The organism is Marimonas arenosa, assembly GCF_030848945.1.
Taxonomy (GTDB): Bacteria; Pseudomonadota; Alphaproteobacteria; order Rhodobacterales; family Rhodobacteraceae; genus Marimonas; species Marimonas arenosa.
Genome location: NZ_JANHAX010000008.1, coordinates 32,234 through 58,089, shown reverse-complemented (window position 1 = coordinate 58,089; position 25,856 = coordinate 32,234). Strand labels below are relative to the sequence as shown.

28 protein-coding genes are annotated in these 25,856 nt (G+C 65.0%); 6 read left to right on the top strand and 22 right to left on the bottom strand.

Annotated elements, in window-relative coordinates:
* Window positions 1–165: 165 nt before the first annotated feature.
* Window positions 166–1,722 (bottom strand): trimethylamine methyltransferase family protein, encoded by a 1,557-nt coding sequence (locus NO357_RS20220; protein WP_306737568.1) that lies wholly within the window; start codon window positions 1,720–1,722, stop codon window positions 166–168.
* Between the two features lie 563 nt (window positions 1,723–2,285).
* Here NO357_RS20220 and NO357_RS20215 point away from each other — a divergent pair.
* A complete protein-coding gene (locus NO357_RS20215) occupies window positions 2,286–3,515 on the top strand; it encodes a hypothetical protein (RefSeq protein ID WP_306737567.1) in 1,230 nt (409 codons plus the stop codon).
* Between the two features lie 45 nt (window positions 3,516–3,560).
* Here NO357_RS20215 and NO357_RS20210 read toward each other — a convergent pair whose 3' ends face one another.
* The 4 genes from NO357_RS20210 to NO357_RS20195 form a co-directional block, all read right to left on the bottom strand.
* Window positions 3,561–4,418: a hypothetical protein gene (locus NO357_RS20210; RefSeq protein ID WP_306737566.1), complete on the bottom strand. Its 858-nt coding sequence runs from the start codon at window positions 4,416–4,418 to the stop codon at window positions 3,561–3,563.
* Between the two features lie 90 nt (window positions 4,419–4,508).
* Entirely contained in the window at window positions 4,509–5,090 is a 582-nt protein-coding gene (locus NO357_RS20205; RefSeq protein WP_306737565.1) for a hypothetical protein, read from the bottom strand.
* Window positions 5,091–5,377: 287 nt separating this feature from the next.
* Window positions 5,378–6,094, bottom strand: a complete 717-nt coding sequence (locus NO357_RS20200; protein ID WP_306737564.1) for an HAD family hydrolase — start codon at window positions 6,092–6,094, stop codon at window positions 5,378–5,380.
* 17 nt (window positions 6,095–6,111) lie between these two features.
* Entirely contained in the window at window positions 6,112–6,396 is a 285-nt protein-coding gene (locus NO357_RS20195) for a DUF3572 domain-containing protein (protein ID WP_306737563.1), read from the bottom strand.
* 86 nt (window positions 6,397–6,482) lie between these two features.
* Between NO357_RS20195 and NO357_RS20190 the strand changes: the two genes are divergently transcribed.
* Window positions 6,483–7,934: a diguanylate cyclase gene (locus NO357_RS20190; RefSeq protein ID WP_306737562.1), complete on the top strand. Its 1,452-nt coding sequence runs from the start codon at window positions 6,483–6,485 to the stop codon at window positions 7,932–7,934.
* 25 nt (window positions 7,935–7,959) lie between these two features.
* Here the strand turns inward: NO357_RS20190 and NO357_RS20185 are convergent, their stop codons facing one another.
* The 4 genes from NO357_RS20185 to NO357_RS20170 form a co-directional block, all read right to left on the bottom strand.
* Window positions 7,960–8,499 carry a periplasmic heavy metal sensor gene (locus NO357_RS20185; protein WP_306737561.1) on the bottom strand — a complete coding sequence of 180 codons (540 nt, stop codon included), beginning with the start codon at window positions 8,497–8,499 and terminating at the stop codon, window positions 7,960–7,962.
* Window positions 8,496–8,882: a hypothetical protein gene (locus NO357_RS20180; RefSeq protein ID WP_306737560.1), complete on the bottom strand. Its 387-nt coding sequence runs from the start codon at window positions 8,880–8,882 to the stop codon at window positions 8,496–8,498. Before NO357_RS20180 ends, NO357_RS20185 begins: the two co-directional genes overlap by 4 nt.
* A complete protein-coding gene (locus tag NO357_RS20175) occupies window positions 8,872–9,465 on the bottom strand; it encodes an RNA polymerase sigma factor (protein ID WP_306737559.1) in 594 nt (197 codons plus the stop codon). Before NO357_RS20175 ends, NO357_RS20180 begins: the two co-directional genes overlap by 11 nt.
* 105 nt (window positions 9,466–9,570) lie before the next feature.
* On the bottom strand, window positions 9,571–10,119 hold the full coding sequence (locus tag NO357_RS20170) for an EF-hand domain-containing protein (RefSeq protein WP_306737558.1): 549 nt from the start codon (window positions 10,117–10,119) through the stop codon (window positions 9,571–9,573).
* A gap of 229 nt (window positions 10,120–10,348) precedes the next feature.
* Between NO357_RS20170 and NO357_RS20165 the strand changes: the two genes are divergently transcribed.
* A complete protein-coding gene (locus tag NO357_RS20165) occupies window positions 10,349–10,774 on the top strand; it encodes a DUF983 domain-containing protein (RefSeq protein ID WP_306737557.1) in 426 nt (141 codons plus the stop codon).
* Window positions 10,775–10,807: 33 nt separating this feature from the next.
* The gene (locus NO357_RS20160) at window positions 10,808–11,551 is read left to right on the top strand and encodes an NUDIX hydrolase (RefSeq protein ID WP_306737556.1); all 744 of its coding nucleotides are present in this window, start codon (window positions 10,808–10,810) and stop codon (window positions 11,549–11,551) included.
* A gap of 15 nt (window positions 11,552–11,566) precedes the next feature.
* Here NO357_RS20160 and NO357_RS20155 read toward each other — a convergent pair whose 3' ends face one another.
* Window positions 11,567–12,460, bottom strand: a complete 894-nt coding sequence (locus NO357_RS20155; protein ID WP_306737555.1) for a DMT family transporter — start codon at window positions 12,458–12,460, stop codon at window positions 11,567–11,569.
* Window positions 12,461–12,480: 20 nt separating this feature from the next.
* On the bottom strand, window positions 12,481–13,374 hold the full coding sequence (locus tag NO357_RS20150) for a fatty acid desaturase (RefSeq protein WP_306737554.1): 894 nt from the start codon (window positions 13,372–13,374) through the stop codon (window positions 12,481–12,483).
* Window positions 13,375–13,475: 101 nt separating this feature from the next.
* Here NO357_RS20150 and NO357_RS20145 point away from each other — a divergent pair, with 101 nt between their 5' ends.
* Window positions 13,476–14,339 (top strand): helix-turn-helix domain-containing protein, encoded by an 864-nt coding sequence (locus tag NO357_RS20145; protein ID WP_306737553.1) that lies wholly within the window; start codon window positions 13,476–13,478, stop codon window positions 14,337–14,339.
* Between the two features lie 158 nt (window positions 14,340–14,497).
* Here the strand turns inward: NO357_RS20145 and NO357_RS20140 are convergent, their stop codons facing one another.
* The 11 genes from NO357_RS20140 to NO357_RS20090 all read right to left on the bottom strand — a co-directional run bounded on the left by NO357_RS20140 (window position 14,498) and on the right by NO357_RS20090 (window position 23,841).
* The gene (locus NO357_RS20140; protein ID WP_306737552.1) at window positions 14,498–15,253 is read right to left on the bottom strand and encodes an SDR family oxidoreductase; all 756 of its coding nucleotides are present in this window, start codon (window positions 15,251–15,253) and stop codon (window positions 14,498–14,500) included.
* A complete protein-coding gene (locus NO357_RS20135; protein WP_306737551.1) occupies window positions 15,250–16,725 on the bottom strand; it encodes a carnitine 3-dehydrogenase in 1,476 nt (491 codons plus the stop codon). The genes NO357_RS20140 and NO357_RS20135 overlap by 4 nt, the downstream gene beginning before the upstream one ends.
* A gap of 5 nt (window positions 16,726–16,730) precedes the next feature.
* Window positions 16,731–17,189: a lipocalin family protein gene (locus NO357_RS20130; RefSeq protein WP_306737550.1), complete on the bottom strand. Its 459-nt coding sequence runs from the start codon at window positions 17,187–17,189 to the stop codon at window positions 16,731–16,733.
* Window positions 17,186–18,103 carry a 3-dehydrocarnitine:acetyl-CoA trimethylamine transferase BcoG gene (gene bcoG / locus NO357_RS20125; protein WP_306737549.1) on the bottom strand — a complete coding sequence of 306 codons (918 nt, stop codon included), beginning with the start codon at window positions 18,101–18,103 and terminating at the stop codon, window positions 17,186–17,188. The genes NO357_RS20130 and bcoG overlap by 4 nt, the downstream gene beginning before the upstream one ends.
* 193 nt (window positions 18,104–18,296) lie before the next feature.
* Window positions 18,297–19,172, bottom strand: coding sequence for a lysophospholipid acyltransferase family protein (locus NO357_RS20120; protein ID WP_306737632.1), 876 nt, complete (start codon window positions 19,170–19,172; stop codon window positions 18,297–18,299).
* Between the two features lie 77 nt (window positions 19,173–19,249).
* Complete coding sequence (locus NO357_RS20115) at window positions 19,250–19,528, bottom strand: HPr family phosphocarrier protein (RefSeq protein ID WP_306737548.1); 279 nt, start codon at window positions 19,526–19,528, stop codon at window positions 19,250–19,252.
* A gap of 6 nt (window positions 19,529–19,534) precedes the next feature.
* On the bottom strand, window positions 19,535–19,930 hold the full coding sequence (locus NO357_RS20110) for a PTS sugar transporter subunit IIA (RefSeq protein WP_306737547.1): 396 nt from the start codon (window positions 19,928–19,930) through the stop codon (window positions 19,535–19,537).
* Window positions 19,927–20,868: an RNase adapter RapZ gene (gene rapZ, locus NO357_RS20105; protein WP_306737631.1), complete on the bottom strand. Its 942-nt coding sequence runs from the start codon at window positions 20,866–20,868 to the stop codon at window positions 19,927–19,929. The genes NO357_RS20110 and rapZ overlap by 4 nt, the downstream gene beginning before the upstream one ends.
* Before the next feature lie 37 nt (window positions 20,869–20,905).
* Window positions 20,906–21,325, bottom strand: coding sequence for an HPr kinase/phosphorylase (locus tag NO357_RS20100; RefSeq protein ID WP_306737546.1), 420 nt, complete (start codon window positions 21,323–21,325; stop codon window positions 20,906–20,908).
* Window positions 21,326–21,370: 45 nt separating this feature from the next.
* The gene (locus NO357_RS20095) at window positions 21,371–23,059 is read right to left on the bottom strand and encodes a sensor histidine kinase (RefSeq protein ID WP_306737545.1); all 1,689 of its coding nucleotides are present in this window, start codon (window positions 23,057–23,059) and stop codon (window positions 21,371–21,373) included.
* An 80-nt stretch (window positions 23,060–23,139) separates the two neighbouring features.
* The gene (locus NO357_RS20090) at window positions 23,140–23,841 is read right to left on the bottom strand and encodes a response regulator transcription factor (RefSeq protein ID WP_306737544.1); all 702 of its coding nucleotides are present in this window, start codon (window positions 23,839–23,841) and stop codon (window positions 23,140–23,142) included.
* A gap of 385 nt (window positions 23,842–24,226) precedes the next feature.
* Here NO357_RS20090 and NO357_RS20085 point away from each other — a divergent pair, with 385 nt between their 5' ends.
* Complete coding sequence (locus tag NO357_RS20085) at window positions 24,227–25,825, top strand: phosphoenolpyruvate carboxykinase (protein ID WP_306737543.1); 1,599 nt, start codon at window positions 24,227–24,229, stop codon at window positions 25,823–25,825.
* The last annotated feature ends 31 nt before the right edge of the window (window positions 25,826–25,856 follow it).

Sequence of the window (25,856 nt, the reverse complement as noted above, 5' to 3'; positions counted from 1 at the left end):
AGGCCGCGCCGGACTTTTCGCGTGTTCTTCTTGCCAGAAATATCCCAGGGGTTTGCGGGCAGACCCCCCAAAGGCCTACGTGGCCTGAGCGCAAACCAACCTGCGTGCGCCCGCACTCCGAGGAACCGGTCCGCTCTCCGAATCAGGGCACCCGACGCCGCCAGGTCAGAAATCCGTGGGCGCCCCACCCTCTTCCTTGCGGCGGGCAACGAAAGCCGCCAGTTCCTCGCGGATACCTTCGTCCATCGGCGGCGGCTCGAAGCTTTCGATGATCCGCTTGTAGAGCCCGTGCGCCCGCTCCGCCGTCCAGACCCCGCCGGCCTGGTCCCAGGCCTCGAAATTGCGCCAGTCGCTGACGAAGGGCTGGTAGAAGGCGGTGGTATATCGGTCCTGGGTGTGCTGCAGCCCGAAGAAATGCCCCTGCGCGCCGACCTCGGCTATGGCGTCGAGCGCGATCTCGTCGGGCCCCGTTGCCCACAGCTCGGGCTCCAGATAGCGCTGGATCATCTGCAGCACTTCGCAATCCATCACGAATTTTTCCGGGGATGCGATCAGCCCGCCCTCCAGCCAGCCGGCGGCATGATAGACCATGTTGGTGCCCGACTGCACCGCCGACCAAAGGCTGTTCGAGGTCTCCCACATCGCCTGCCCATCGGGCACGTTGGCGGCACAGACCCCCGAAGCCCGCATCGGCAGACGGTAGAACCGCGCCATCTGCCCGGTCATCTGGGTGGCGCGCATGTATTCCGGCGTACCGAAGGCCGGCGCGCCGCTCTTCATATCCACGTTCGAGGTGAAGGTCCCGATCGCACAGGCGGCCCCGGGCCGGATCACCTGCGCCAGCGCAATCGCGATCAACCCTTCGGCCAGGCTCTGCGCTACCGCGCCGGCCAGCGTCACCGGCGCCATCGCGCCGGCCAGCGTGAACGGCGTCACCACCAGCCCCTGGTTCGCCCGTGCCATCCGCATCCAGCCATCCAGCATCGGCTCGTCATGCTTCAAGGGCGAGGTCGAATTGATGTTGGTATAGAACTTCGGTGAGGCCTCGAACTCCTCGCGGCTATGGCCTCCGGCGATGCGCACCATCTCCATGGCATCCTCGACCCGTTCCTTGCCGAGGCTGTAGGTATGCACCACCTTGTCGGTCAGTGTCAGCTTGTCATAGAGCACGTCGAGATGCCGGATGCTGGCATGGATATCCTGCGGTTCGACCGGGTAACCGCCGCAGAAATGGATGCAGTTGAAATACTGTGACAGCTTGATCAGCTCGGCGCACTGCACCCGGGTTCCCGGCATCTTGCGCCCGGTCTCCAGCGACCAGAAATTCGGTGGCGAACTGACATTGCCGAACAGGATATGGTTCTCACCGATCACCAGCTCGCGCTCGGTGTTGCGCGGCGTCATCCGCCAGCTTGCCGGTGCCTTGGCGACCATCTCCATGATGAAGTCGCGCCCCAGCCGCACGTTTGTGCCGTCGATGATGGCACCCACCCCACGGAAGATCTCCAGCGCCTCGGCATTGAGGATCTCGATCCCGATCTCCTCGAGAATACGCATCGCGCCTTCGTGAATGGCTGCGACGCCCTCTTCGCTCAGCGGCTCGGTCGGCTTGTCGTGGTTGACCGGCAGCCGCCACGGCATCTGTTCGATCACCGCCGACCCGCGCCGCGCACTCTTGCCCGCCCGGCCGCCGCCGCGCCGCCGTGTTGCCCCGTCCGCCATCGGATATCCTCCCTGATCGCCTGCCCCCGATCATTCTTGGCTGCAAGGCGCCGCGCCTGCCCAATGGCGACAGCGACTGTCGGAAACGGGCAAGTCCGTCCCGTTCCCGCCCCGCCACATCCCAGTGCGACGCTGTTTCTCCCGCGACCACGATCTGCCCTCGGTCCAGAACCCTACCGCTCAGATGTTCGCCCTCGACCACTGTCTAATGTTGCGTCCACGGCAAAGGGCCCGCCAATCGATGTCTCCGACAAGCTGGCTCAGGTGCTGAACGAGCTCAAGCATCCGCAAATCTACATCGCCCGGCAGGACGGCAGAACGATCGCCTCCGCGCCCAGACGAAGCTGATCACCAAACAGGACGCGCTCATCGACCGCCTGCAATGGCTGCTCCTGCAACGCGGAGATTGAAGCCGCAGCGGGTTTCACCCCATGGTTGCGCCTGTTGCCTGAAACGACCTGCGTGACTACGCTGAGCACATTGGGGGACGGCGCACCTCCCCGCTCTACGCGGGGCGAGCGCCGTCTTTACTGCTAAGCCATTTGAATACTGGGGGTACCGTCATGGCACAAATGAACCGCTTTTTCCGCATCCCGCCGCTCGCCGCCATCATGGCCACAATGCTCGCTATTCCGGCGGCAAGGGCCGATCAGGTGATTGCCGACGATCTGATCGTACAGGGCGATCTCTGCGTCGGCACGACTTGCACTGACGGAATGGATTTCTTCGGTTTTGACATGATCGTGTCAGCCGAAAACCCGCGCGTCATGATTGCGGATAATTCGAACGTAACAAACCCGGGCGGCGGCGACACCGACCGTGATTATTCATTCCAGGTCAATGACGACACGTTCGAGTTTTTCCTGATCTACGATCATGAAGCCGGTACGTTCCCGTTTATCATGGACGGAGGCGCCCCGACACGCTCGATCAACGTCAGGGCAAACGGCAATATCGGGTTTGGCAGCACCGGGTCCAACACCGCCGCGCTCACCATCACCCGCGGTGACACACCCCGCGTCCGCTTCGAACAGGATGGCTCTGGTGGCAACACGCCTCACACTTGGGACCTGATCGCAAACGAGGTCCAGATCCGCATCGCCGACCAGACCAATGGCGTCAGCCCGTTCTACATCTATCCCGGCACCGGCAACGAAGGCGCGCTCACAATTGCCGGCAACGGAGAGATCGGCATGGGCACCTACAGCCCTCAGGCACAACTGCATGTCACCGGCGATCAGGGCGCAGCACAAATCAGGGTTGAAGAGACGAGCGCTACCACGACGCCTCGGACGATGATGAACCTGCAAAACAACGGACGCCCCGAGATTATCATGGGCAACACCGGTACCGGCGGCGAATGGAGCTTCGGCGCCGGCACCAATTTCATCCTCAAACAGGGCGCCGTCGGCTCCGCTTCCTCGGCAAAGACCAAGCTCTTTGAAATCCGCCCGAACGGCGATGCCACGCTCGCCGGAAGCCTCATCACCGGCGGCACCGCCTGCGGCGGCGGCTGCGACCGGGTGTTCTCCGACGACTACGACCTGCCCAGCATCGCGGAGCATGCCGCCGCGATGTTCGCCCTCGGCCACCTGCCGAATGTCGGCCCGACGCCCGAAGGCGAACCGCTCAACGTCACCGACAAACTGGGCCGGATGCTGAACGAGCTCGAGCACGCCCATATCTACATCGCCGAGCAAGAGAAACGTATCGCCGATCAGAACGCCCGCATCGCGCGGCTTGAAATGCTGGTCATGGCCGACAGCGCGCAGCAGGACATGGCCGCCGACTGACTCATCCGGGCGGTCGATGCCGGGCCGGTCTGCGCCCCTCCTGCGTCAGTTACCCCAGCCCTCGTTGACGCACTCGATCCCCTGCGGGGCGAACGTCTGGATGCGTCCCGAGCCGAGATCAACGGCCCAGGCCTGCCGGACATCCCGCCACCATTCCTGCTTCATGTCGGGCCGGACCACGGCGATGATCTTGCGGGTCACGTTCGGCTGTGCCTCGCGGCAGTAAAAGGCAAGCTCGCTGTCCTTCGGCAAGGCCGGTGTCACCAGAACATCGGTGATCTGGAACGTGGCCTGCTGGGTTCCAGATCGCCGCGGCAACATCCACTGCACCAGCACAAGCTGCGCCCGGTCGGGTCTGCGATAGTGGCTGAACCAGACCGGCTCTTCCAGCAGGCCGCCGCCCATGTCCTGCCACCCGTCGAGCGGAAACGCGCCCTCGACAATCGTGCCGACAAGCCGTTGCAGCTCCGGATCGGTCTCGGGCAGACGCACCGCATCCGCCGGATAGCCGTTGTCGCCAATGCCCGACATGCGCATTCCGTCCGGGGCGATCTGCACGACCGTCCACCAACTGCCCTGGTCCGGCGTGATCCGGACCTCGTTCTGGCCACTGCTGTTGACCTGACAAGCCCAGTTGCCCTGATATGGCGCATCCGGCCGTTGCCAGCGCTGGTCGGTGGTAAAGGTGAACACGTTGCCGTTCGCCCATTGCCAGCGCCCGACGATTGCGTCGCAGCCGGAACTGGACACTCCGGTCTTGGCTTCGCCTTCTTCCGGAAACTCTGGCATCCAGTCCGGCAGGAACGACGGATCCGCAATGGTTGCGGGAAGATCATCCGCGCGCGTCGGTCCGCCATTGAAGACCGCCAAGGCTAAAACCATCACCGCCAGTCTCACCCACATTGCTCTATCCTCGCGTCCCATCATGCGTCGAATTTTGCCCCCCGGTGCAAGATGTCGGGAGTGATCCCCATGACAATTGACCCCTTCCGGTCAGCACCCGGGCGACCCGCACACTGCCGTGCCGCCGGGGCAACCCGGCGCCTCCCGGCACTGCATGCCGAACATCGCCGACGGGTCATAGCATTGCCCCGGATCGCAGGTGATCATGCCGTTATCGTCACCCCCACTGCCGAAAACACATTCATAGGTCAGCAAACCAAGCCAGGTCACAGTGTCCTGATACCCCTCCGCGCCCCGGGCGATGCAATCCGCACGCGCTTTCTCTCTCTGAAGCTGGATCATCCGTTCGTGCTTCATCACCTCGTCACGGCTGACGTCGAGGCATTGACCGTTGATCTCGAACCCGGACTGCCCCTTCGCCTCGCAAGCAGCTTCGCGCCGGATCGTGTTCATCGTCGGCCGCAACTTGTCGGCCTCGGGACGGTTGGCAGCCCACAACAGGCGACAGTTGTTGCCTTTCTTGACCGCCATCAAGCAGAGCGGGTTGTTTTCGCATTCGCAGGTGTCAACGTTTTCGTATTCCAGCCATCTGGGCTCTGCGACCAGAGCACCAGTTCCGAAAAGAAGTGAGAAAACGAACACACCCAGAAGGAAACCGGCTTGTTGGAACATGAGTCCCTCCCCTCGTTTCAAGGCGGACGCCGCACAACATCGTTTTTCCGGCATCGCCAATATAGTATGACACATGACGCGCGAACCAAATCGATGCATATCAATTCACCGTCCGAACCACCGAGGTTTGCAACGGTGCATCAGCCGGCTCGCACGCTGCGGCAGTTTGATTTCCGTTCACGAAATGCCCGCCGCGGCGCCAGGCACAAGGCAGACAGGAAGCCGGCCGGGGCGTGGTAACGGCCGCCGTTTCCGGCACGGGCTGGTTGGCACCGCAGGGCGTTGGGTCAGTCGAGCCCCAGCAGCGACGTGATATGGCCGATATCAGGCAAGATCACGTCGGCCAGCGCCTCCAGCTCCGCCGCCTCGGCCATGCCGGTCAGCACCCCGATCGTGTGCATCCCCGCGCGCCGTCCGGCCTCGAGATCGTGGGTACTGTCGCCCACCATCGCCACCCGCTCGGGGACAAGACCGGTGGCCTCGAGAAAGGCGTTGAGTTGGCCCGGCGCGGGCTTGCCACCCCACCCGCTGTCGAAGCCGGCGATAAAGTCGAAATGCGCCGCCACGCCCGCCGTGTTCAGATGCGCCAGTGCCGGACCTTCGGCGTCGTTGGTGGCCACGCCCAGCCGCAGCCCGGCGCCGCGCAGCTGCGCCAGAAAAGGCACCAGCGGCACCGCCTCGGCCTGCGGCGCCTTCGCCGCCTCGGCATTCAGCACGGAAATCAGCGCCGCGCGATTCAGCCCGGGCAGGGCCGGCAGCAGCACGTCCGCGACCTCGCCCGGGGTGCCGGCAATGACGATGCTGTCCGGCGCAAAGCGTTGATCTTCCAAATTGAACCCGACCATCTTCCCCAGCGCCACAGCGCGGGAACGGTCGCCTTCGGTGATCCGGGTCAGGAAGGCCACCGCCCAAGCCTCCCAGGTAGCGGCGAAATCGAACAGCGTGCCGTCTTTGTCGAAGATCAGCCCGTCGATCTGAAGCACCCGCTCCCTGTTGTCCGGCATCCTGCGGCGGTCTCCGCTTAGGTCCAATAGACCTGCTTGCCGCCTGGCAAGGCGGCGCGGGCCAGCATCGGTTTTTCATAGCTGAGTCCGGCGGTGTCGCAGAAGGCGACCACCCAGGCATCGTCCATCAGCAGGAAATCGAGAATCGAGCCGAGGAAATCGGCATCCTTGGCGCGCTCGCGCAGATCCTGCGCGACGGTCCCGGTCGAGCCAAGGAAGACCGGCAGCAGATCCTCGTTCGCCGCCAGCCAGGCCAGGGCCTGGAGGGCGATGGTTTCGGCGGATTCCTGCGACATCGACATATTCAAGGGTTCCGGAAAGGATTTGTTAACCAGTCTGGGCGAATGATCCGAGGGACACAAGAGACTAATGCGGAGGGCGACAATCCGTGCCCGGCAATATCCTCATCGTCGACCCCATCGCGACAAATCGCATCGTGAGGAAGGTCAAGCTGACCGAAGCCTGCTATCAGGTGGCACAGGCGGTGGACGGGGCCGAAGGGCTGGCCGTGGCGCGCCTGTCGCGGCCCGATCTGATCCTGTGCGCGGCCGCTCTACCCGACATGACGCCGGCGGCCTTCGCCCAGTCACTGCGCCAGGCGCCGCAGACGCAGTCGATACCGTTGGTGGTGGAAACGGTCGAACCGGGCGTGGATTTCCGCTACGACCTGCTGGCCGCCGGGGCCGATGACATCCTGAACAAACCCTATGAGGATCGCCTGCTGCTGGCGCGGTTGCGCAGCCTGCTGCGCGTGCGCGAAACTGCCGAAGAACTCAATCTTCGTGAAGGGGCGCACCGGGCGCTGGGCCTGTCGGAAGAACCCGCCGGCTTCACTGGTCACGGACGGGTTGCGCTGGTGGCGCCGACCGCGGAAGCCGCGGCGGAATGGCGCGACCGGCTTAGCGGACGTCTGAGCGCGGATATCGCCGCCCATGCCGCGACAGAGGCGATACGCCGCATCGTTACCGGCGCGCCCCCCGACGTGATCGCTATGGTCCTGACTGACACCACAGCTGAATCCGGGTTACAGCTTTTAGCCGATCTGCGGGCCAAGCCCGAAACCCGCGATGCCGGGGTGCTTGTGCTGATCGACAGCGCCGCAGCCCAGCGACTTGCCGCCGACGCGCTCGACCGCGGCGCCAGCGATGTGATCACTGGCGGCGTTTCGGCCCGCGAGATCGCGCTGCGCCTCAGCCGCCAGATCATCCGCAAGCAGACCATCGACCGCCTCCGCGCCGACATGCGCAACGGGCTGCGCGCGGCACTGACCGATCCGCTGACCGGGCTGTTCAACCGTCGATACGCGATGCCGCGGCTTGCCGACTTGGCCGCGGCCTCGGCGCGCGGCGGCGGCGATTTCGCCGCCATGATCATCGACGTCGACTTCTTCAAAATGATCAATGATCGTTTTGGCCACACCGCCGGTGACGGCGTCCTGACGCGGCTGGCCGCGGTTTTGCGCGGCACGCTCGGGGATGGCGATCTGCTGGCCCGGATCGGCGGCGAGGAGTTTCTCGTCGTGCTGCCCGATGCCAGCCGCACCGCGGCCCAGATGACGGCCAGGAGGATCTGCAAAACGGTGCGTGAAACGCCGTTTCACGCACCCGGCCACCGGCGACCGCTGCAGGTGACGGTCAGCATCGGCGTCGCCTTCCTGTCGGATGCGCTGGCGGCGAGGCAGGCGTACGACCAGCCCCTGCCCCCAAACACGGACGATGCGACTCCGTCGGCCCGTCCGTTGCACCAGGTCCTGCTCGATCAGGCCGACAAGGCGCTTTACGGTGCCAAAGCCCACGGCCGCAACAGGGTCACCTTGTGCAACACCCGCTCGGCCGCCTAAGCGCGCGGCGACCGACGTGTCGCGCTCAATGCCACAGCCCATTGCGGAGTTGGCCGGACCGCATGTACCGCCGCCCTTTCGGTGCGCCTGGTGCTCCGCGGGCAAGCACCCGTTCAAGCCGTTCCGCATATGCCGCCCGGTCGGCAGCGCTCATCGCATCGAGTTGCCTCAGCAGCATTTCCTTGCCCAGCTCGGCACGCTGGCCGAGCCCTTGCAACTGGCGCTCGACCGCCGCGCGTACCGCCGCACCGTCATAAGGCTCGGCGGTCAGCGCCGCGACCACCGCCTGGTATTCGGCCCGAGTTCGGGCGCGCGACGGCCGCGTTTCCCGGGCCGCCTCACGCAGCGCCTTGCCGATGGCGCGCCGGTCGGCCGGGCTCAGCGCCGCGGTCAGCGGCCCGCCAGCCCGGTCGTGATAAACCGACCGGCGATCGTGATCGAACCGGTGGCCGGCCATCGCCCCGATCACCAGGCCCAACACCAAAAGGTTCAGCGCCAGCGACAGGAACAAGACAATCTTCACGCTACGTCGCGTTCGCGGTTGCACTCCCTCGACTTCGTTCATCCCGCATCTCCTTCCTCGAAGGCAAATTCATAACCTGTGGCATAGTCGACCGGATAAATCTCGATCGCCGTTTCGACGCCAAGGGCGCCGACCATCGCGTCACCGACCCCCAGCGATGGGCTGAACCCGATCCACAGGCCCGTCGCTGCCGCTGTGGCCAGCCCCGACACCGCCGGCCAGCCACCCAAGGTCGAAAACAGCCCCGCCAGGAACCCCGGCCGCTCCCGTTCCGTCGCGAACCCGCCCGCAGCCGCTGTCTGCACCGCTAGCGCGTCCCCGAGCACCCGCGCCATCAGCGCCTCGGAGGCCGGTGCCGGCATTTGCCGCGCCGCCGTGAAAAATGCCTCGAGCTCCATCTCGTCGTTGCGATCGCTATCCGTCATCGCCATACCCCAGTTCTTCGCGCCGCCCGGCCAGTGCCGCGCGCAGCGCCCGCTTGCCCCGAGCCGTCAGACTTTCCACCGCCTCGGTGCTGATTTCCATGATCGCGGCAATCTCGGGATTGCCGAACCCTTCAATATGCCGGAGCACCACCGCCTGTCGCTGCCGCTCGGGCAGCGCGTCCAGCGCCGCCTGCAACGCGTCCGCGCGGGCGCGGGCCTGCAGGCGTGCGACCGGTCCCGCGGCCTCGTCCGCCGTTTCGGGAACTTGGTCCAGCGCCGGCCCATCACGGCGCCGCCGGCGCAGCCGGTCGGTCGCCAGGTTGGCCACCACCCGATAGAGCCAGGTCGTGACCTTGGCCTCGCCCTGGCGCCACTCGGCGGCAATCTTCCATAGCCGCAACATCGCCTCCTGCGTGACGTCTTCGGCCTCGGCCCGGTCGCCGAGAAGGCGATGGGCATGGGCTATGACAGCCGGTGTCAGCCGCGCCGTCAAAGCCCGGGCCGCGGCCACATCGCCTCGGGCGAAGAGCAGCAGCAAGGCCTCGTCCGGCGCCTGGGCAAGATCGTCGAGCGGCATCGTCATCCTGTTCGTGGCCTATCGCCTTGCCTACGCCCTGGCAATCCGCCGCGGAGCGGGGCGCGCCATAGGCCGGACCCGCGCGAAACCGCGAGCCCGGCCTTGCGGGTCTCACTCCATCCAGCGCTTGCCGTGATAGCCGTCACCGTGACGGTCATGGCGCTTGCCGCGATGCTCTTCGAACCGCGCCCGGGCCTCGTCCATCTCTGCCTTGCTGATCGCGCCGTCGCCATCGCTGTCGGCCCGCTCGAACATCCGCGCGGCATGGGTCTTCTGACCTGGCATCTCGTCAAAGCTCAGCGCGCCATCCGCATCGGCATCGAGCCGTTCAAGCATCCTTGCAACCATCCGCTCGGCTCGCTGCGCGCGCCATTCGGCAGCGCGTCGCTCGGCCGCCGCCTTCATTTCCTCGGCCGACAGCTTGCCGTCACCATCGCCGTCGGCGGCGTCGAACCGGGCCTTGGCATGGGCCTGCATCTCGGCCTGGGTGATCTTGCCGTCCTTGTCGGCATCGATCTCGTCGAAATTCATCACCGGGCCGCCGCGCATGCCACCCATCATGCCTTCACCCCCCATCTTCTTGCCGTGCGCCAGAACCATCCCGGCACCTGCCACCAGACCCAGAGCGGCTACACCTGCGATCACAACATTGCGTTTCATCTGCGTTTCTCCATCAGAGTTTCCAGGTTCATACCTCACTGTCCGAGGCCGGGCCTTCTGCCCGTTTGCAGAGTGTCATACGCCGCACGCGATGATTTCCGTCGGCGTCGACGTCTGTTTTTCCATCATTGTCACGCAGAGTTTTGCGACATCACGACGCAAGGACAATCCGCGATCTTCAAAGCCCAGGCATTTCCCGGCATGAAAGCTTGGAAACGCGAGGCCATCAATGTCCGACAACTCTGTCGACCCATACCTTCCCGAAAACGAAGAACCGCCACGCGCGCTGGGCCCGGCCCTGCGCAACGGTTGGCGCCGACGTTGTCCCAATTGCGGCAACGGACCGCTGCTCAAGGGCTATCTCAAGGTGCATGACGAATGCACGGTCTGCCGCGAAGAGTTGCACCACCAGCGCGCCGATGATGGCCCGGCCTATCTTACGATCCTGTTCGTCGGCCACCTGATGGCACCGCTGCTGCATATCGTTTTCACCACCTGGCGCCCCGAACCGCTGGTGCTGTTCACCATCTTCGCTATTGGCTGTGTCACGCTCTCGCTATACCTTCTGCCCAGACTTAAGGGAGCGGTGATCGGGTTCCAGTGGGCCCGCAGGATGCATGGGTTCGGCCTCGTCGACGACGAAGGGCTCGCCTGACGCCCGTTTCACCGCAGGCAAGCGAGGATCGGCATGAGCAGCGACGCCCTGGGCGCCACCACCACCGACAAGACCGCGGTGCGCAACGCCGCCACCGTGATCGTTCTGCGTGACCGGCTGGACGAGCCGAAGGTGCTGATGGGTCAGCGCGGCGCACAGGCGGCCTTCATGCCCAACAAGTTCGTCTTTCCCGGCGGTGCGGTCGACCCCGACGATGCCGGCGTGCCGCTCGCCCGCCGGATGCCGCAGGTCTGCCGCGAGCGGCTGCTGGAAGACGCGCCCGAGGATTTCACACATGCCCTCGCCACCGCCGCGATCCGCGAGCTTTGGGAGGAAACCGGCCTGATCATCGGCCAGCCTGGAAACTGGTGGGTCGAGCCCCCCGAAGACTGGGCCGACTTCGCCGCCGCCGGTTACCTGCCGGACGCGCATCCACTGCAATTCGTCTTCCGCGCCATCACCCCGCCGGGCCGCCCGCGCCGCTTCGATGCCCGGTTCTTCCTGGTCGACGCGGACGAGATTGCCAACGACCTCGACGATTTCTCGGCCGCGCATGACGAACTCAGCCACCTGCAGTGGATCCCGTTGCAGAAGGTACGCGAGTTCGACCTACCGTTCATCACCGAGGTGGTACTGGCCGAAGTCGCCGCCCGCGCCCATGATCTCTCACCGCCCGACAACGTGCCGTTCTTCAACAATTCCAGGGAAGAAAGCCTGTTCCAGCGGCTCAAGGGGCGCGGACCTCTGTCAGGCAAGCGGATCGACCAGTCCGAGTGAGCCGCCGCGGCGGGTTCAACCCATCAGCACAAGACCCAGAATGCTGACCGTCAGCAGGCCGATGCCCGCCAGTTCCCGGCCGGCCATCTTCTCGCCGAAAAACAGGACCGAGGCGGCGATGGAAAAGATCACCTCGATCTGCCCCACGGCAAAAACATAGGCCGCGTTCTGAAGCGTGAAGGCTGTGAACCAACACAGCGATCCGGCCATGCCGGTCAACCCCATCCACACCGCCGTTTTCCAGGCCGCTAGCAACCGGCCGATCTCGCCGCGTTCCCACCAACCGATCCAGGCCGACAGGCCCAGCGTCTGCGACAGTGTCACCACCATCAGCGTCAGCGCGGCACGCAGGAACGGGTCGTCGCTCGCCACCTCCAGCGTTGCGCCGCGATAGCACACCGCCGAAACCGCAAAGAACGCCCCCGACAACAGCCCGAGCCCGGCCGCGCGGTTGAAAAACCGCGCCAAACCGGCCCCACCCGGCGCGTCCGAGAGCACCAGCACGCCTACCAGCCCGACCACGATCGCCACCAGCCCGCCAGTCGACACGGTGTCCCCCAGAAGCGCAAAGCCGACAATCGCGGTCTGCACCACTTCGGTTTTCTTGAAGGTGATCCCGACAGCGAAATTTCGATGCGCGAACAGCGCCACCACGCACCAGGTCGCCAATACCTGCGCCAGCCCCCCGATCAGGGCATAGCCCCAGAATACGCCGGAATAACCCGGCCATTCCGCCCCACTCCACTGCCAGTAGCCAAGCGCAAGCGCGGTCACGATGGGCGCCGAATAGAAAAACCGCGCCAGCGTCGCCCCCCCGGCCGACAGCCGGCCGGTGCTCAGCGCCTTCTGCAGCATGAAGCGCAGCGTCTGGAACGCCGCTGCTGTGATCGAGAGAACAACCCAGGCCATGACCGCCCTATGGCACGGCGTCAGTCACGGTGGAAGAGCGGATGCGGCACCGGGTCCTTGGCGCGCCAGAAATGGCGCCGGAAGACTTCGCCGTAGGAGCGGTAGTAGTAGCTCTCGTTGCGCTGCAGATACCGGTCGCGGTTGGCGGCAAACCTGGCCGGCAAGTCATACCACGCCAGGGTCGGGTGGCAGTGATGCACGACGTGGTAGTTGTTGTTGAGAAAGATCAACGCCAGCGGCCCGCGATCCTCGACGATCACCGTGCGGCCGCGCGCCCGTTCATGGGCGCGGTGTTCGAGGAAGGTACGGATCTTCAGGATCGACAGCGCCGCATAACTGGCTGTTAGAAAGGCCCACACTGGCATCTGCCCCACTGCCACCAGCCACCAGATCACCAGACCCAGCGCCGGAATATGCCAGGCCCAGGCCGACAGAACCGGCCGGTCGCCGCCACGGATCAGCCGCCAGTCCGCGCGCATGAAAGCGATCTGCCCGATCAGCGGCCCGATCAGGAGACGGCCCAGAAGCGTGTTGTTGAACCGCAGCACCTTTCGGATCCAGACCGGCAGGCGTGTCCAGACCTCCGGATCGAGATAATTGCTCTCGGGATCGTCATAGGGATCGGTCAGGATCTCGTCCCTGTGATGCGCCAGATGGGTGTCGCGGAACCGCCCATAGGGAATGCACAGGCTCAGCGCCGGAAAAAGCAGCGCCTCGTTCAGCCGCGCAAACCGGGTGGGGTGGCTATGCACCGCCTCGTGGGTCAGCGAGCTGTGCATCGCCGCTGAAAGCGTCACCAGCGCCATGCCCAGCGGCAGCCACAGCGCCGCGCCCCAACTCGTGGCAAACGCCCAGGCGATATAGGTCGCCACCAGCATCCCCCATGTCGGCCACTCGATCCGACGTCTTGTCATCCGTTTCCCTTTGACATCACGAAACCGTTACATCCTCCTGCGCCGTCCGCCCATTGCGGATATGATTAACAATTCTCTGCAATCGTGATATTTATCACCATATGCCACATAAACTCGACAAACGCACCCGCGCCGCCCAGTTCCGCACCCGCCTGTCCGCGGCAATGGCCCGCACCGGTATCAGTCAAAGCGCGCTGGCCCGCGCCATCGGCGTCGACCGCTCGACCGTCTCCCAGCTTCTCAAGGACGTGGGCGCACGCCTGCCTAATGCCCAAGTGGTCGGAGAATGCGCCTCGGCGTTGGGCGTATCGGCCGATTGGCTCCTGTCGCTGTCGGACCGCCCGGAAACCGCGGCCAACCTTCTGGCCAACGCTCTGACCCTGACCGAGGCGCCACGCGCGCTGGTCGACGAACAGATCTTCGACTGGCATGAAGAGAGCGACGGCATGAAGATCCGCCACGTTCCGGCGGCACTGCCTGACATGCTGAAGACCCGTGCGATGCTGGAATGGGAGTATTCGCCGCATCTCGGCCGTACCACCACCCAGGCAATCAACGCCTCCGAAGACCGGCTGACCTGGATGCGCCAGTCACAGTCGGACTACGAAATCGCCCTGCCGCTACACGAGCTCGACAGCTTCGCCGCGGCCGACGGCTACTATCGCGGTCTCTCGCCCGACCTGCGCCGCGACCAGCTCTCGCGCATGGCGGCGCTGCACGATCAGCTCTACCCGCGCCTCCGCCTCTATCTGTTCGACGCGCGCCGGTTGTTTTCCGCCGCGCTTTCGGTCTTTGGCCCCCGCCTCGCCGTGCTCTACATGGGCCGCTACTACCTCGCCTTCCGCGATACCGAGCGGATATCGGCCTTCACCACCCATTTCGACCAGCTGGTACGCGAAGCGACGGTCCCGGCCCGCGACGTCCCGACTTACATCTCCCGGCTTGCGGCGTCGCTTTCCAACTGAGCGCGGCGCAGGCTTCACGTAGTTGACGGAAGGTTGTGCCCCAACACACGAGTGCTCGCCAGGCTGCGTCGCCAATCCGGGGAGCCGGTGGCCGGACCAAACCCAAGACACCGCACCGCCCCTGACACAACAGGAACTTGTTGTCCCCCGTTACCGGATCACGGCTTCGGGTCAGGGTTCTCGGTATGGCCATCGACGGCGATCACCTGCCCCGAGACATAGCGCGCTGCCGTCGAGGCCAGGAAAAACGCCATCTCGCCGATATCGCGAGCCTCGACCCAGGTCCGCATCGAAGTGCCCGCGGCGTAGCCGGCATAGACCGCCTCACGCGTCATCCCCTTGGCTGCGGCCTCGCGCGCCAGCACGCCCTCCATCCGCGGGCCGTCCACCGCGCCCGGACAGATCGCATTGGCACGGACCCCATGTGGGCCAAGCTCCATCGCCAGCGTCTTCATCAGGCCGATGACCGCCCATTTCGCCGCGGCATAGGGCGCGCGGTTGGGATAGCCATGCTGGCCCGCGGTCGACGAGGTGAGGCAGACACTGCCGCGACCCGCCGCCTTCATCAGCGGCGCGGCGTATTTCGCCGCCAGAAACGCCCCTTCAAGGTTGACGCTGACGCATCTGCGCCAGTCCTCGAGATCGACCTTCTCGATCAGGGCGGTGGGCCCGGCGATTCCGGCATTGGCACAAAGCGTTTCAAGGCCCCCGGCCGCTTCCACCGCCGCGAAAACATCCCGCATCCCGGCCTCATCTGCAGCATCACAGACATGCGTCACCCAGTGCCTGGGCGCCCCCTCCAGCAGGTCCGCGTCGATATCCGTGACCCACACCTCCCAGCCACCCGCATCGAAACGCTCGGCAATCGCCCGACCGATGCCCGAACCGCCGCCGGTAACCAGCACCCGGGTCATGTCTTGGCGCCGATCGACTGCCCTGCGCCCTCCGGTCGCGGCAGCGCGGCGTGGGCCTCGGCCACCTTGATCAGCGCGGCCTCGACATGCGGCGCCGGCGGCTCCGACCGGCGGCTCTCAAGGCTGACATGCAGCAGGAAATGCTCGCCGGTCGCCACCAGCCGCGTGCCCTCGCGCATCTCGTGGAACAGGTGCATCTTCTTGCCCTCGCCCTGGAGCACCTGGGTGCGGATGATGATGATTGCGCCGGCATGAGCCTCGTCAATATGACGTATATGAGTCTCGGCGGTGAAATAGCTGCCGCCATGGGCGATGTACTGCTCGTCGCAACCAATCATAAGCATGAACCGGTCGGTGGCATCCGCAAAGGCTTCCAGGTACCGGCTCTCGGTCATGTGGCCATTATAGTCGAGCCACTCCAGCGGCACCGCCCGGTGCGCCGTCAGCACCGGCTGGCTCAGGTCGTCGAGCTCATCGACGTGGCGCTTCAGCCCGGCCGCCGTCTCGATCACCCGGTCATGCTTGCGCTGGATCGCCCCCGCACCCCAGTCGGTACGATAGAGCCCGCGGATCTTGCTGACCAGGTTGGCGTCGCGGATCCGTTCCAACTCGCGGATCGAATAATGCCCCGACTGCGCATCCGACTGCTCGGCGATCATGTCGATCAGCTCGTCGGTCAGCTCGGGTACATCCATCAGCTTGGTCCAGGGCCATTGCAGCGCCGGGCCGAATTGCGAAATGAAATGCCGCATCCCGGCCTCGCCCCCGGCGATCCGATAGGTCTCGAACAATCCCATCTGCGCCCAGCGCAGGCCAAAGCCATAGCGGATGGCATTGTCGATTTCTTCGGTGGTGGCGATGCCGTCCTTGACCAGCCACAGCGCCTCGCGCCAAACCGCCTCGAGGAACCGGTCGGCGACATGCGCGTCGATCTCGTGTTTCAGATGCAACGGGAACATGCCCAGCGTGGTCAGGATGTCCTTGGCCCGCGCGATCAGGACATCGTGGTTGATCGGTGTCGTCACCAACTCCACCAGCGGCAGGAGATAGACCGGGTTGAACGGGTGTGTCACCACGATCTGCTCGGCCCGCGGCTGCCCGGCCTGCAATTCGCTGGGCTTGTAGCCCGAGGTCGACGACCCGACGATGGTCTCGTCGCCCACATGCGCCATGATCTCGGCATAAACCTTCTGTTTCGACTCCAGCCGCTCGGGCACGCTTTCCTGCACCCAGGCCGCGCCCGCGACTGCCTCGGCCACGGTCGGATGGAAGCTGATGACGCCCTCCTGCGGCAGCGCTACGTTGCCCAGCCCCGGCAGCGAGCGCCGGGCATTCTCCAACACCTCGCCGATCTTCCGGCTTGCCTCGGGGTCCGGGTCGAACACCCGCACCGCCCAGCCATTGAGCGCAAACCGCGCCGCCCAGCCGCCCCCGATCACGCCGCCGCCGATGATCGCCGCAACCTGTCCCATTCGCATCACTCCGTTGCGCGGGCCATATCATAGCCCGACCATTGCATGATCTCCTTGGCCGCCCTGATCCGGTCCATGCCGCCCCTGGCCTTGCGGTCCATGATCCAGCCGAACTCGCCTCCCGGCGTGCCAATGGCGGCGGTGCGGTTGTCGGCATCAAGCCACAACACCCACCACTCCGGACTGCCGCCCGCGCCGCCAAACCGCCCCTGCCCCCGTGCCGGCAGGGCGATGTCGTCCAGCCACAGCGCCCCGCCCTGGCCCCGTCGCAGACGCAAGCGCTCGCCTGGGCGGGCGGTTTCGGAAAAACTTGTCCGCACCACCCAATCGCCGCTGAGCCGAACCGCCGTGGCGTCGACCTGACTGGCCATCGGCACCGTCCTGTCCCGTGCGGTGTTGCTGTTCCCGACCGGCACGCAGGCTGCCAGAAACGCCAGCATGGCCGCCGCGAAGGCCGTTTTCATGCCGCCTCCGGCGCCCGCTTGGTCAGCCCCAGCTTGGCCCTTGCCTCCTCGGGCCCGATCACCCGCGCGCCCATGCCTTCGATGATGCCCACGGCGCGGTCGACCAGTTGGGCATTGGTCGCCAGAACCCCTTTGTCGAGCCACAGGTTGTCCTCGAGCCCCACCCGCACGTTACCGCCGGCCAGAACCGAGGCCGCGACATAGGCCATCTGGTTGCGCCCCAGCGAAAACGCCGAAAACGTCCAGTCGTCGGGCACGTTGTTGACCATCGCCATGAACGTGTTGAGATCATCCGGCGCGCCCCAGGGCACCCCCATGCAGAGCTGCACCAGCGCCGGGCTGTCCAGCACCCCGTCTTTCACCAGCTGCTTGGCATACCACAGGTGGCCGGTGTCGAACGCCTCGATCTCGGGTTTCACGCCCAGATGCGTCATCATCCGCCCCATCGCCTGCAGCATGCCGGGCGTGTTGGTCATCACGTAGTCGGCTTCGGCGAAATTCATCGTGCCGCAATCCAGCGTGCAGATCTCGGGCAGGCATTGCTTGACATGCTCCACTCGCTCGGCCGCGCCGATCATGTCGGTACCGTCGTCACGCAATGGCAGCGGGCTCTCGGGTGATCCAAAGACCATGTCGCCGCCCATGCCCGCGGTCAGGTTCAGCACCACGTCGACCTCGGCCTCGCGGATGCGCTCGGTCACTTCGCGGTAATGATCAAGCCGGCGCGACGGTGCCCCGGTCTCGGGATCGCGGACATGACAATGCACCACGGCGGCACCGGCGCGGGCGGCGTCGATGGCGCTCTCGGCGATCTCCTTGGGGGACCGCGGCACGTGCGGGCTGCGGTCCTGCGTGCCACCCGATCCGGTTACGGCACACGTGATGAAGACCTCGCGGTTCATGGTCAGCGGCATGGCTCTCCCCTCCGTCGTATTCCCGGCAACTCTGCCCCGAGTTTCACCGGATTTTTCGCCCGAATGCGACACAAGATCTCTTCATCTTGCCAAAAAATCCTCACCGAAGGCGTCCTTCCTCAACCAACGGTCCAACCGCTGGCAAAAGGCGCCGCCGATCCACATGAAAAAAAATACGCCGCGCCGCCCCGGCTCAGCCGTCCAGCGACAGCGTGTGCTCTCTCAGCCAGGCCATGAAGCCGCGCGGATCGCTTTCCAGCATCGCGTGCCGCTCCGACCCGATCGGATGACCCACCACCGGCGCGTGCGGCCTGTTGCAGCTTTTCACGATTTCATGCAGCAGCAACCCCTGGCGCAGCGTCGCCGACACCCGGTTGGCGATCTGGTAGGCGCGGGTATTCGCCCCGGTAAAGCGTACCGGCACCACCTGCGCGCCCGAACGGCGGATCATCTGGGCGGTGAACACATTCCACTCGCGCTCGATGACGGGTCCGAACATCGAGTCGGACGAGGCCACCACGCCCGAGGGGAACAGCGTCACCAACCCGCCCTGCTTCAGATGCGCCATCGCCTGGCGCCGCATTTCGACGAATTTCTGCTGCGCGTCAGGTTCATAGGGAAATGGCACCGGGATCATGTAGGACGACGCGACCTCGTCGATGCCGGTCAGCAGTGCCCGGGTGAGGATGCGGTAGTCGTCCCGCACCCGACCGATCAGATCGGCCAGGATCATCCCGTCGGTCAGCCCATGCGGATGGTTGGCGACGACCACCACCGGCCCCTCTTTCGGGATACGCGCAAGCTGCTCGCGCGGGGTCATCCGGTCGATGCCCATCACATCCAGCGCGGCGGACCAGAAGGCCTGGCCACGCGGCGCACCGCGGCGTTCGAATTCGCGCACCATGCGGATGATCGTCAACTTGCCGGTCATCCATTCGAGGGTCCGGATGGCGGTCGATTTCAGCGGGCTGTCGAAAGAATTGGCGTAGGTCAGCGCGCGCCGATCATGCCGGATCGGCCCGGCAGCGCCCGACACGCCTGTGGGCTCGGCACCGAGCGCCGGCTGGATCTTCGTCGTCTCACGGTAACTGTCCACCACCCGGACTCACCCCGCTTCTCGCATGCGTGCCCGCATGTGGCACGCCGTCAGCTGTCTTCTCCGAACCGGTCGGCCACCAGGGCTTCCAAGGCCTCCGCCAGCGCCTCGGCGTCCGGTCCGGACGTCTGAACGTCAATAGTGCTTCCTTTTGGCGCTGCCAACATCAAAAGCCCCATGATGCTGTCGCCGCTGGCGCTGACACCGTCACGGCTGATCTCGGCATGGGCGTCGAAGCCTTCCACCACTTCGACCAGCTTGGCTGATGCCCGGGCATGCAGGCCTTTTTCATTGATGATCTTCAGCTGGCGCAGCGTGGTCTCGGTCATGGGGCCTCAGGATTCGGCGCTGATGGTCTGGCTGTCAATATACTTGCGCCCGGCATCCATCGCCAAGCGCGCCGCTTCGGATACGCTCAGATGGCGAGATTTCGCAAGCTTTATCAGCATCGGCAAGTTGGCCCCGTAGAGGATGCGGCGGTTTTCATGGGCGCAGGCCATCAACGACAGGTTCGAGGGCGAGCCACCGAACATGTCGACCACGACGATCACCCCGTCACCTCGGTCGACCTCATCCGCCGCGCGGCAAATTTCAGCCTGTTTCTCACCGCGGTCGCAGTCGGCCGCAATCGCCACCGCCCGCACGCCCTGCTGGCGGCCGACCACGTGTTCCATCGCGGCCAGGTATTCGCCTGCCAGCCCACCATGTGCCACGATCACGATGCCGATCAAGCCGGTGACCCTCCGGTTTCGCCCGCGCCCTGGTCCGCCGTCGCCTCGGCGGAGGGCGGCGTCTTGACCTGACGCCGCTCCAGTTCGCGGTGTCTAATTGACACCTGCCAGCCGGCATCTGCAAGGGCCTTGGACAGGTTTTCCGCCAGTGTGACGGAACGGTGCTGTCCGCCGGTGCAGCCAAAGCCGATCGACAAATGCGCCTTGCCTTCCTCGGAATAGGCCGGCAACAGCATCTCGGTCAGTTCCCGTACCTTGCCGAAAAACGCCTCGTAGCGCGGATCGCCGGCGACATAACTCTGAACCCGCGCGTCGGTGCCGTCGAGCCCGCGCAAGGCCTCGTCCCAATAGGGGTTCGCCAGGAAGCGGCAGTCGAACACCATGTCGATCCCCCGCGGCAGGCCGCGCTTGTAGGAAAATGAGTTCACGCTCACCGCTAGACCGCGTCCCGCGTCGACGGCGAACCAGCGTTCGACCTCGGCGCGCAGGTCGTGCGGGGTCAGTTCGGAAGTATCGATCAGAATGTCGGCCCGGGCGCGGATCGGTACCAGCAGGTCGAATTCGCGGGCGATACCTTCGGCCGGGCTTTCCGCCGGCGCCATCGGGTGGCGGCGGCGGGTTTCGGAAAAGCGGCGGATCAACACGTCCTCGCGGCAGTCGAGATAGAGCAGGTCCAACGGCCGGCCATAGGTGCGGGAAAAGCCGTCGATCACCTCGATCAGGCCACTGGCGGAAAACTCGCGGTTGCGTGCGTCGATCCCCAGCGCCATCGGCCGGCCGTGGCCGGGACCTTCCAGCAGCCGCGGCAGCAGGCTCAGCGGCAGGTTGTCGATCGCCTCGAAGCCGAGGTCCTCGAGCACCCGGATCGCGGTCGAACGTCCGGCGCCCGACGGCCCGGTGACCATCACGCATCGCGGCAGCGTTGCCATCCTGTCCATGCCGGCCTCGGCCATGGGTGTGCTCACCTCCATCTCGTCACGCACTGCGCCCGGCCTTGAGATATTGCAGAATCGCCGCCGGGAAATGTCTGGTCTCACTATTGTGAAGCAGGGGCAAGGCGAGTCCCAGCAGGTTTTTGCTGCGCTGCGGCGGCAGCCGCTGCGTCTCGTCCGCATCGAGATCGACGACCAGCGCCACCGGCGCGGGCCCGGCGGCCTCGGCGTTGAGAATACCGACGAAGCGGGCCTCGATCGACCCGGCGATCGGCTCGGGGGCACTGGCGATTACCGCCTCGCCCACGCGGCGTAGCTCCACCCGGTCATCGGCGACCAGTGCCGCGCCCAGCGCCATCAGTTCCAGCGCCAGCGCCGATTTGCCACGACCGGAACGCCCGAGGATCAGCACCGCCCGGCCGTCGATAGCCACACAGGAGGCATGCAAGATTTCCTCGGTCATCGGACACTCTCATCGGCCCGTCGCGCATGGGCGCGCGGCATGGGATCAGACCGGCAGACCCACGACAAAACGCGCACCCAGCGGTTCAGAGGTGATGTCGGCATCGGTCGGGCGGATGTTCTCGGCCCAGATCACACCGTCATGCGCCTCGACGATCTGTTTCGAGATCGCCAGGCCGAGACCCGAGTTATTGCCGAACTGGCCCTCGGGGCGCTCGGAATAGAACCGCTTGAAGACCTTCTCCAGCGCCTCTTCGGGAATGCCCGGCCCGGTGTCTTCGACGACCACCAGCACCCGGTTCTGCCGTTGCCGTGCCCAGACGCGGATGGCGTCGCCGTCCTCGCAGAACGAGATCGCGTTGGTAATCAGGTTGACGAAGACCTGTGCCAGCCGCGCCTCAAGCCCGCTGATCACCACCGCACCGTCCGGCAGGTCGGTGATAAAGTCGATGCCCTTCGATTTCGCATCCTCGCCGAGGAACTGGCAGAGATTGCCCAGCATCTTCATCAGGTCGAAGGCTTCCTGCTCTTCCTTGACCAGTTCGCTGTCAAGCCGCGAGGCGTTGGAGATATCGCTCACCAGCCGGTCGAGCCGGCGTACGTCATGCTCGATCACGTCGAGCAGCTTGGCCCGCTGCTCGTCCTTCTTGACCATGCGCAGCGAACCCACGGCCGAGCGCAGGCTGGCCAGCGGGTTCTTGATCTCATGCGCCACATCGGCGGCGAACTGCTCGTTGCCCTCGATCCGGTCGTAAAGCGCGCTGACCATGCCCCTGAGCGCACCGGACAAACGACCAATCTCGTCCGGCCGGGCGGTCAGGTCGGGGATGCGGATCCGCCCGCCCGCGGTCTTTTGGCCCCGGTTGTCGCGGTCGCGGCCGATCTCGGCCGCGGCGGACAGGTCGGACAGCGGGTTGGCGATGGTCGACGCCAGCACCAGGCTGAGCCCGATCGACACCAGCGTTCCGACCACGAACATCTGCAGTACCCGCTCGCGTTCCAATCGCACCAGGTGGTCGATCTCGCCCGAGGTCGAGGCCAGCGCCACGACGCCCACGGCGCGGCCCTGATGCTCGACCGGCGTGGCCACCATATAGACCCGGCCCTCTCCCTCGCTGCCCGGGGCCAGCTGCGCGCCGCCGCGCAGGGTGCCGGCGACCAGCGCTCTGGCCTGATCCTCGACCGCAATCAGGGGCTTGCCGGGACGCTGACCAGTGAAAAACCCGGCCACCTTGTCCCAAAGCCAGGTCAAACCATCCGTCAGCACCGTCGGTTCGTTGCCGCGCTCCTCTTCCATCGGCGACGCGATACCGCGTCCGCCGGTGGTGCCGATCAGCGTGCCGTCAGCGTCGAACAGGAAAACCTGCACGCCAATGCGCATGTCGAGCCCGCGCAGCGTGCCATTGACGTCGATGCTGTCGCCCGCGGCCAGATCCACCGCAGCGGCGTCCATCTGCGCCTCGAACACGTCGGCGATGAGTTCCGCCTCGCTGACGAGGCCCCGGGCACGCTGCAGCGCCAGCCCGTCGCGCGACGAGTTGAGATAGAGGATGCCCGCGACCAGGATGTTGAGCGCGATCAGGTTGAAGGTGACGATCTTGCGCGCCAGCGGTGAGCGGCGCAACGCTAACAGCCCGCGTTTTTCGCGGGTAACCCTGAGCTCGTCGTCGACAGTGGCATTCGGGGCGACGAAATCGTCACCCAGAACAATGTCCCCGTCGCGTTCAGGCGCCATGTCGCGCACGTCGGTCCTTTCGGATCATGGACCGCCTTCTGGCGGTCCGGTTCTGCTCGGGCCCGCCGAAAAAGACAGACCTATTCCTCGTTGTAGCGATAGCCGATCCCATAAAGCGTCTCGATGGCCGAAAACTCGGAATCGACCGACCGCATTTTCTTGCGCAACCGCTTGATGTGGCTGTCGATCGTGCGGTCGTCGACATAGACCTGGTCGTCGTAGGCCACGTCCATCAGCTGGTCACGGCTCTTCACGAAACCCGGCCGTTGCGCCAGCGCCTGCAGCAGCAGGAACTCGGTCACCGTCAGCGACACGTCATCGCCTTTCCAGGCGACCGCGTGGCGCAGCGGGTCCATCCGCAGATGACCGCGCTCCATCACCTTGGTTTCCTCGGTGTCGCCGACCACGTCGCCCTCGACCGCCTCCTGGCGGCGCAGCAGCGCGCGGATCCGCTCGACCAGCAACCGCTGCGAGAACGGTTTTTTCACGTAATCGTCGGCGCCCATACGCAGGCCCAGAACCTCGTCGATCTCGTCATCCTTCGAGGTCAGGAAGATCACCGGCATCGAGGTCTTCTGCCGCAGCCGCTGCAACAGGTCCATGCCGTCCATGCGCGGCATCTTGATGTCCAGCACGGCCATGTCCGGCAGTTTGCGGTTGAACGCGTCCAGCGCCTGCTGGCCGTCGTGATAGGTTTCGACCTCGAATCCCTCTGCCTCAAGGGTCATGGCCACCGATGTCAGGATGTTCCTGTCATCGTCCACAAGGGCGATTTTAGACATGTGTGACGTCCTTATTCTGCTCGTTACGCCTGCTTTTTTCAGGCACAATCACCATTTTGACCTTTACAATCAATCCCAAACTGCGAATCAGCCGCGTTTTCCGCACGATTGTGTCTCGAAAAACGCTTAAAAGCGGCTAACAAGCGGCTAGCTGCCCTCACAATCTGTTTCATATCGGAAATCTGGCGGCACGATCCCGCCATTGGTTGCGCTAACCCGCCTCTGGTTGCGCTAACTGTGGCAAACCTGCCTGTTCTCCCGCGATTTCCCCATGTTAAGACGCGCGCACCGGCCCCTTCGGACCGGCGGTTGCTGTTCATGCGGCGGCCACGCAAGACAAGAAATTCCGCGGTGAACTCGGCGCGTAATCAGGAGCGATTGAAACATGACATCAGGACGGGTCAACCCGAACTTCCGGCTCGAAGACCAAGGTATCAGCGGGCTGGGCAATGTCTGGTACAACCTCATGGAGCCCGCGCTGATCGAAGCCGCGCTCAAGGCCGGCGAAGGCCATCTCGGCCAGGGCGGCACCTTTCTCGTCTCCACCGGCAAATTCACCGGTCGCTCACCCAAGGACAAGCACGTGGTGAAAACCCCTTCGGTCGAAGCCAGCATCTGGTGGGACAACAACGCCGCGATGTCGCCGGAGGGTTTCGACCGCCTCTACGATGACATGCTCGACCACATGAAGGGCCGCGACTATCACGTGCAGGACCTGGTCGGCGGCGCCGACCCGGCGCACGCAATCAACGTCCGCATGGTCACCGAACTGGCCTGGCACGGGCTTTTCATCCGCCACATGCTGCGCCGCCCCGACCGCGCCGCACTCGATGGGTTCACCGCCGATTTCACTGTCATCAACTGCCCCAGCTTCAAGGCCGACCCCGAACGCCATGACTGCCGTTCGGACACCGTCATCGCGCTCAATTTCGACCGCAAGCTGATCCTGATCGCCAACACCGAGTATGCCGGCGAAAACAAGAAATCTGTCTTCACCCTGCTCAACTACTTGCTGCCGGAAAAAGGCATCATGCCGATGCACTGCTCGGCCAACCACGCCAACGGCAACCCGGTCGACACCGCCGTGTTCTTCGGTCTGTCCGGCACCGGCAAGACCACGCTCTCGGCCGACCCCGCGCGCACGCTGATCGGCGATGACGAACACGGCTGGTCGGATCGCGGCACGTTCAATTTCGAAGGCGGCTGCTATGCCAAGACCATCGGCCTGGATCCGGAAGCCGAGCCCGAGATCTATAACACCTGCTCGATGTTCGGCACCGTGATCGAGAACATGGTCTATGACGAAGAGACCAAGGAGCTAGATTTCAACGACGACAGCCTGACCGCGAACATGCGCTGCGCCTATCCGCTCGACTATATTCCGAATGCCTCCGACAGCGCGCTTGGCGGCCACCCGAAGAACGTGATCATGCTCACCTGCGACGCCTTCGGGGTTCTGCCGCCGATCGCCCGGCTGACCCCGGCGCAGGCGATGTATCACTTCCTCTCTGGCTTCACCTCGAAGGTTGCCGGCACCGAACGCGGCGTGACCGAACCCGAACCGACGTTCAGCACCTGCTTCGGCGCCCCCTTCATGCCGCGCCGCCCCGAGGCTTACGGCAACCTCCTGCGTGAAAAGATCGCCAAGCATGGCGCCACCTGCTGGCTGGTCAACACCGGCTGGACCGGCGGCGCCTACGGCACCGGCTCGCGGATGCCAATCAAGGCCACCCGCGCGCTTCTGACCGCAGCGCTCGACGGCTCGCTCAATGAGGCCACCTTCCGCAAGGACCCGAATTTCGGTTTCGACGTCCCGGTCACCGTGCCCGGCGTCGACGCCGGCCTGCTCGACCCGCGTTCGACCTGGGCCGACAAGGACGCCTATGACGCCGCCGCAACCAAGTTGGTGGGGATGTTCTCAGAAAATTTCGAGCAGTACGTGCCCTACATCGACGATGACGTGAAGGCGGCTGCAATCGGCTGACGTGCGAACCGCGCAAGCGCCTACCTGCGAA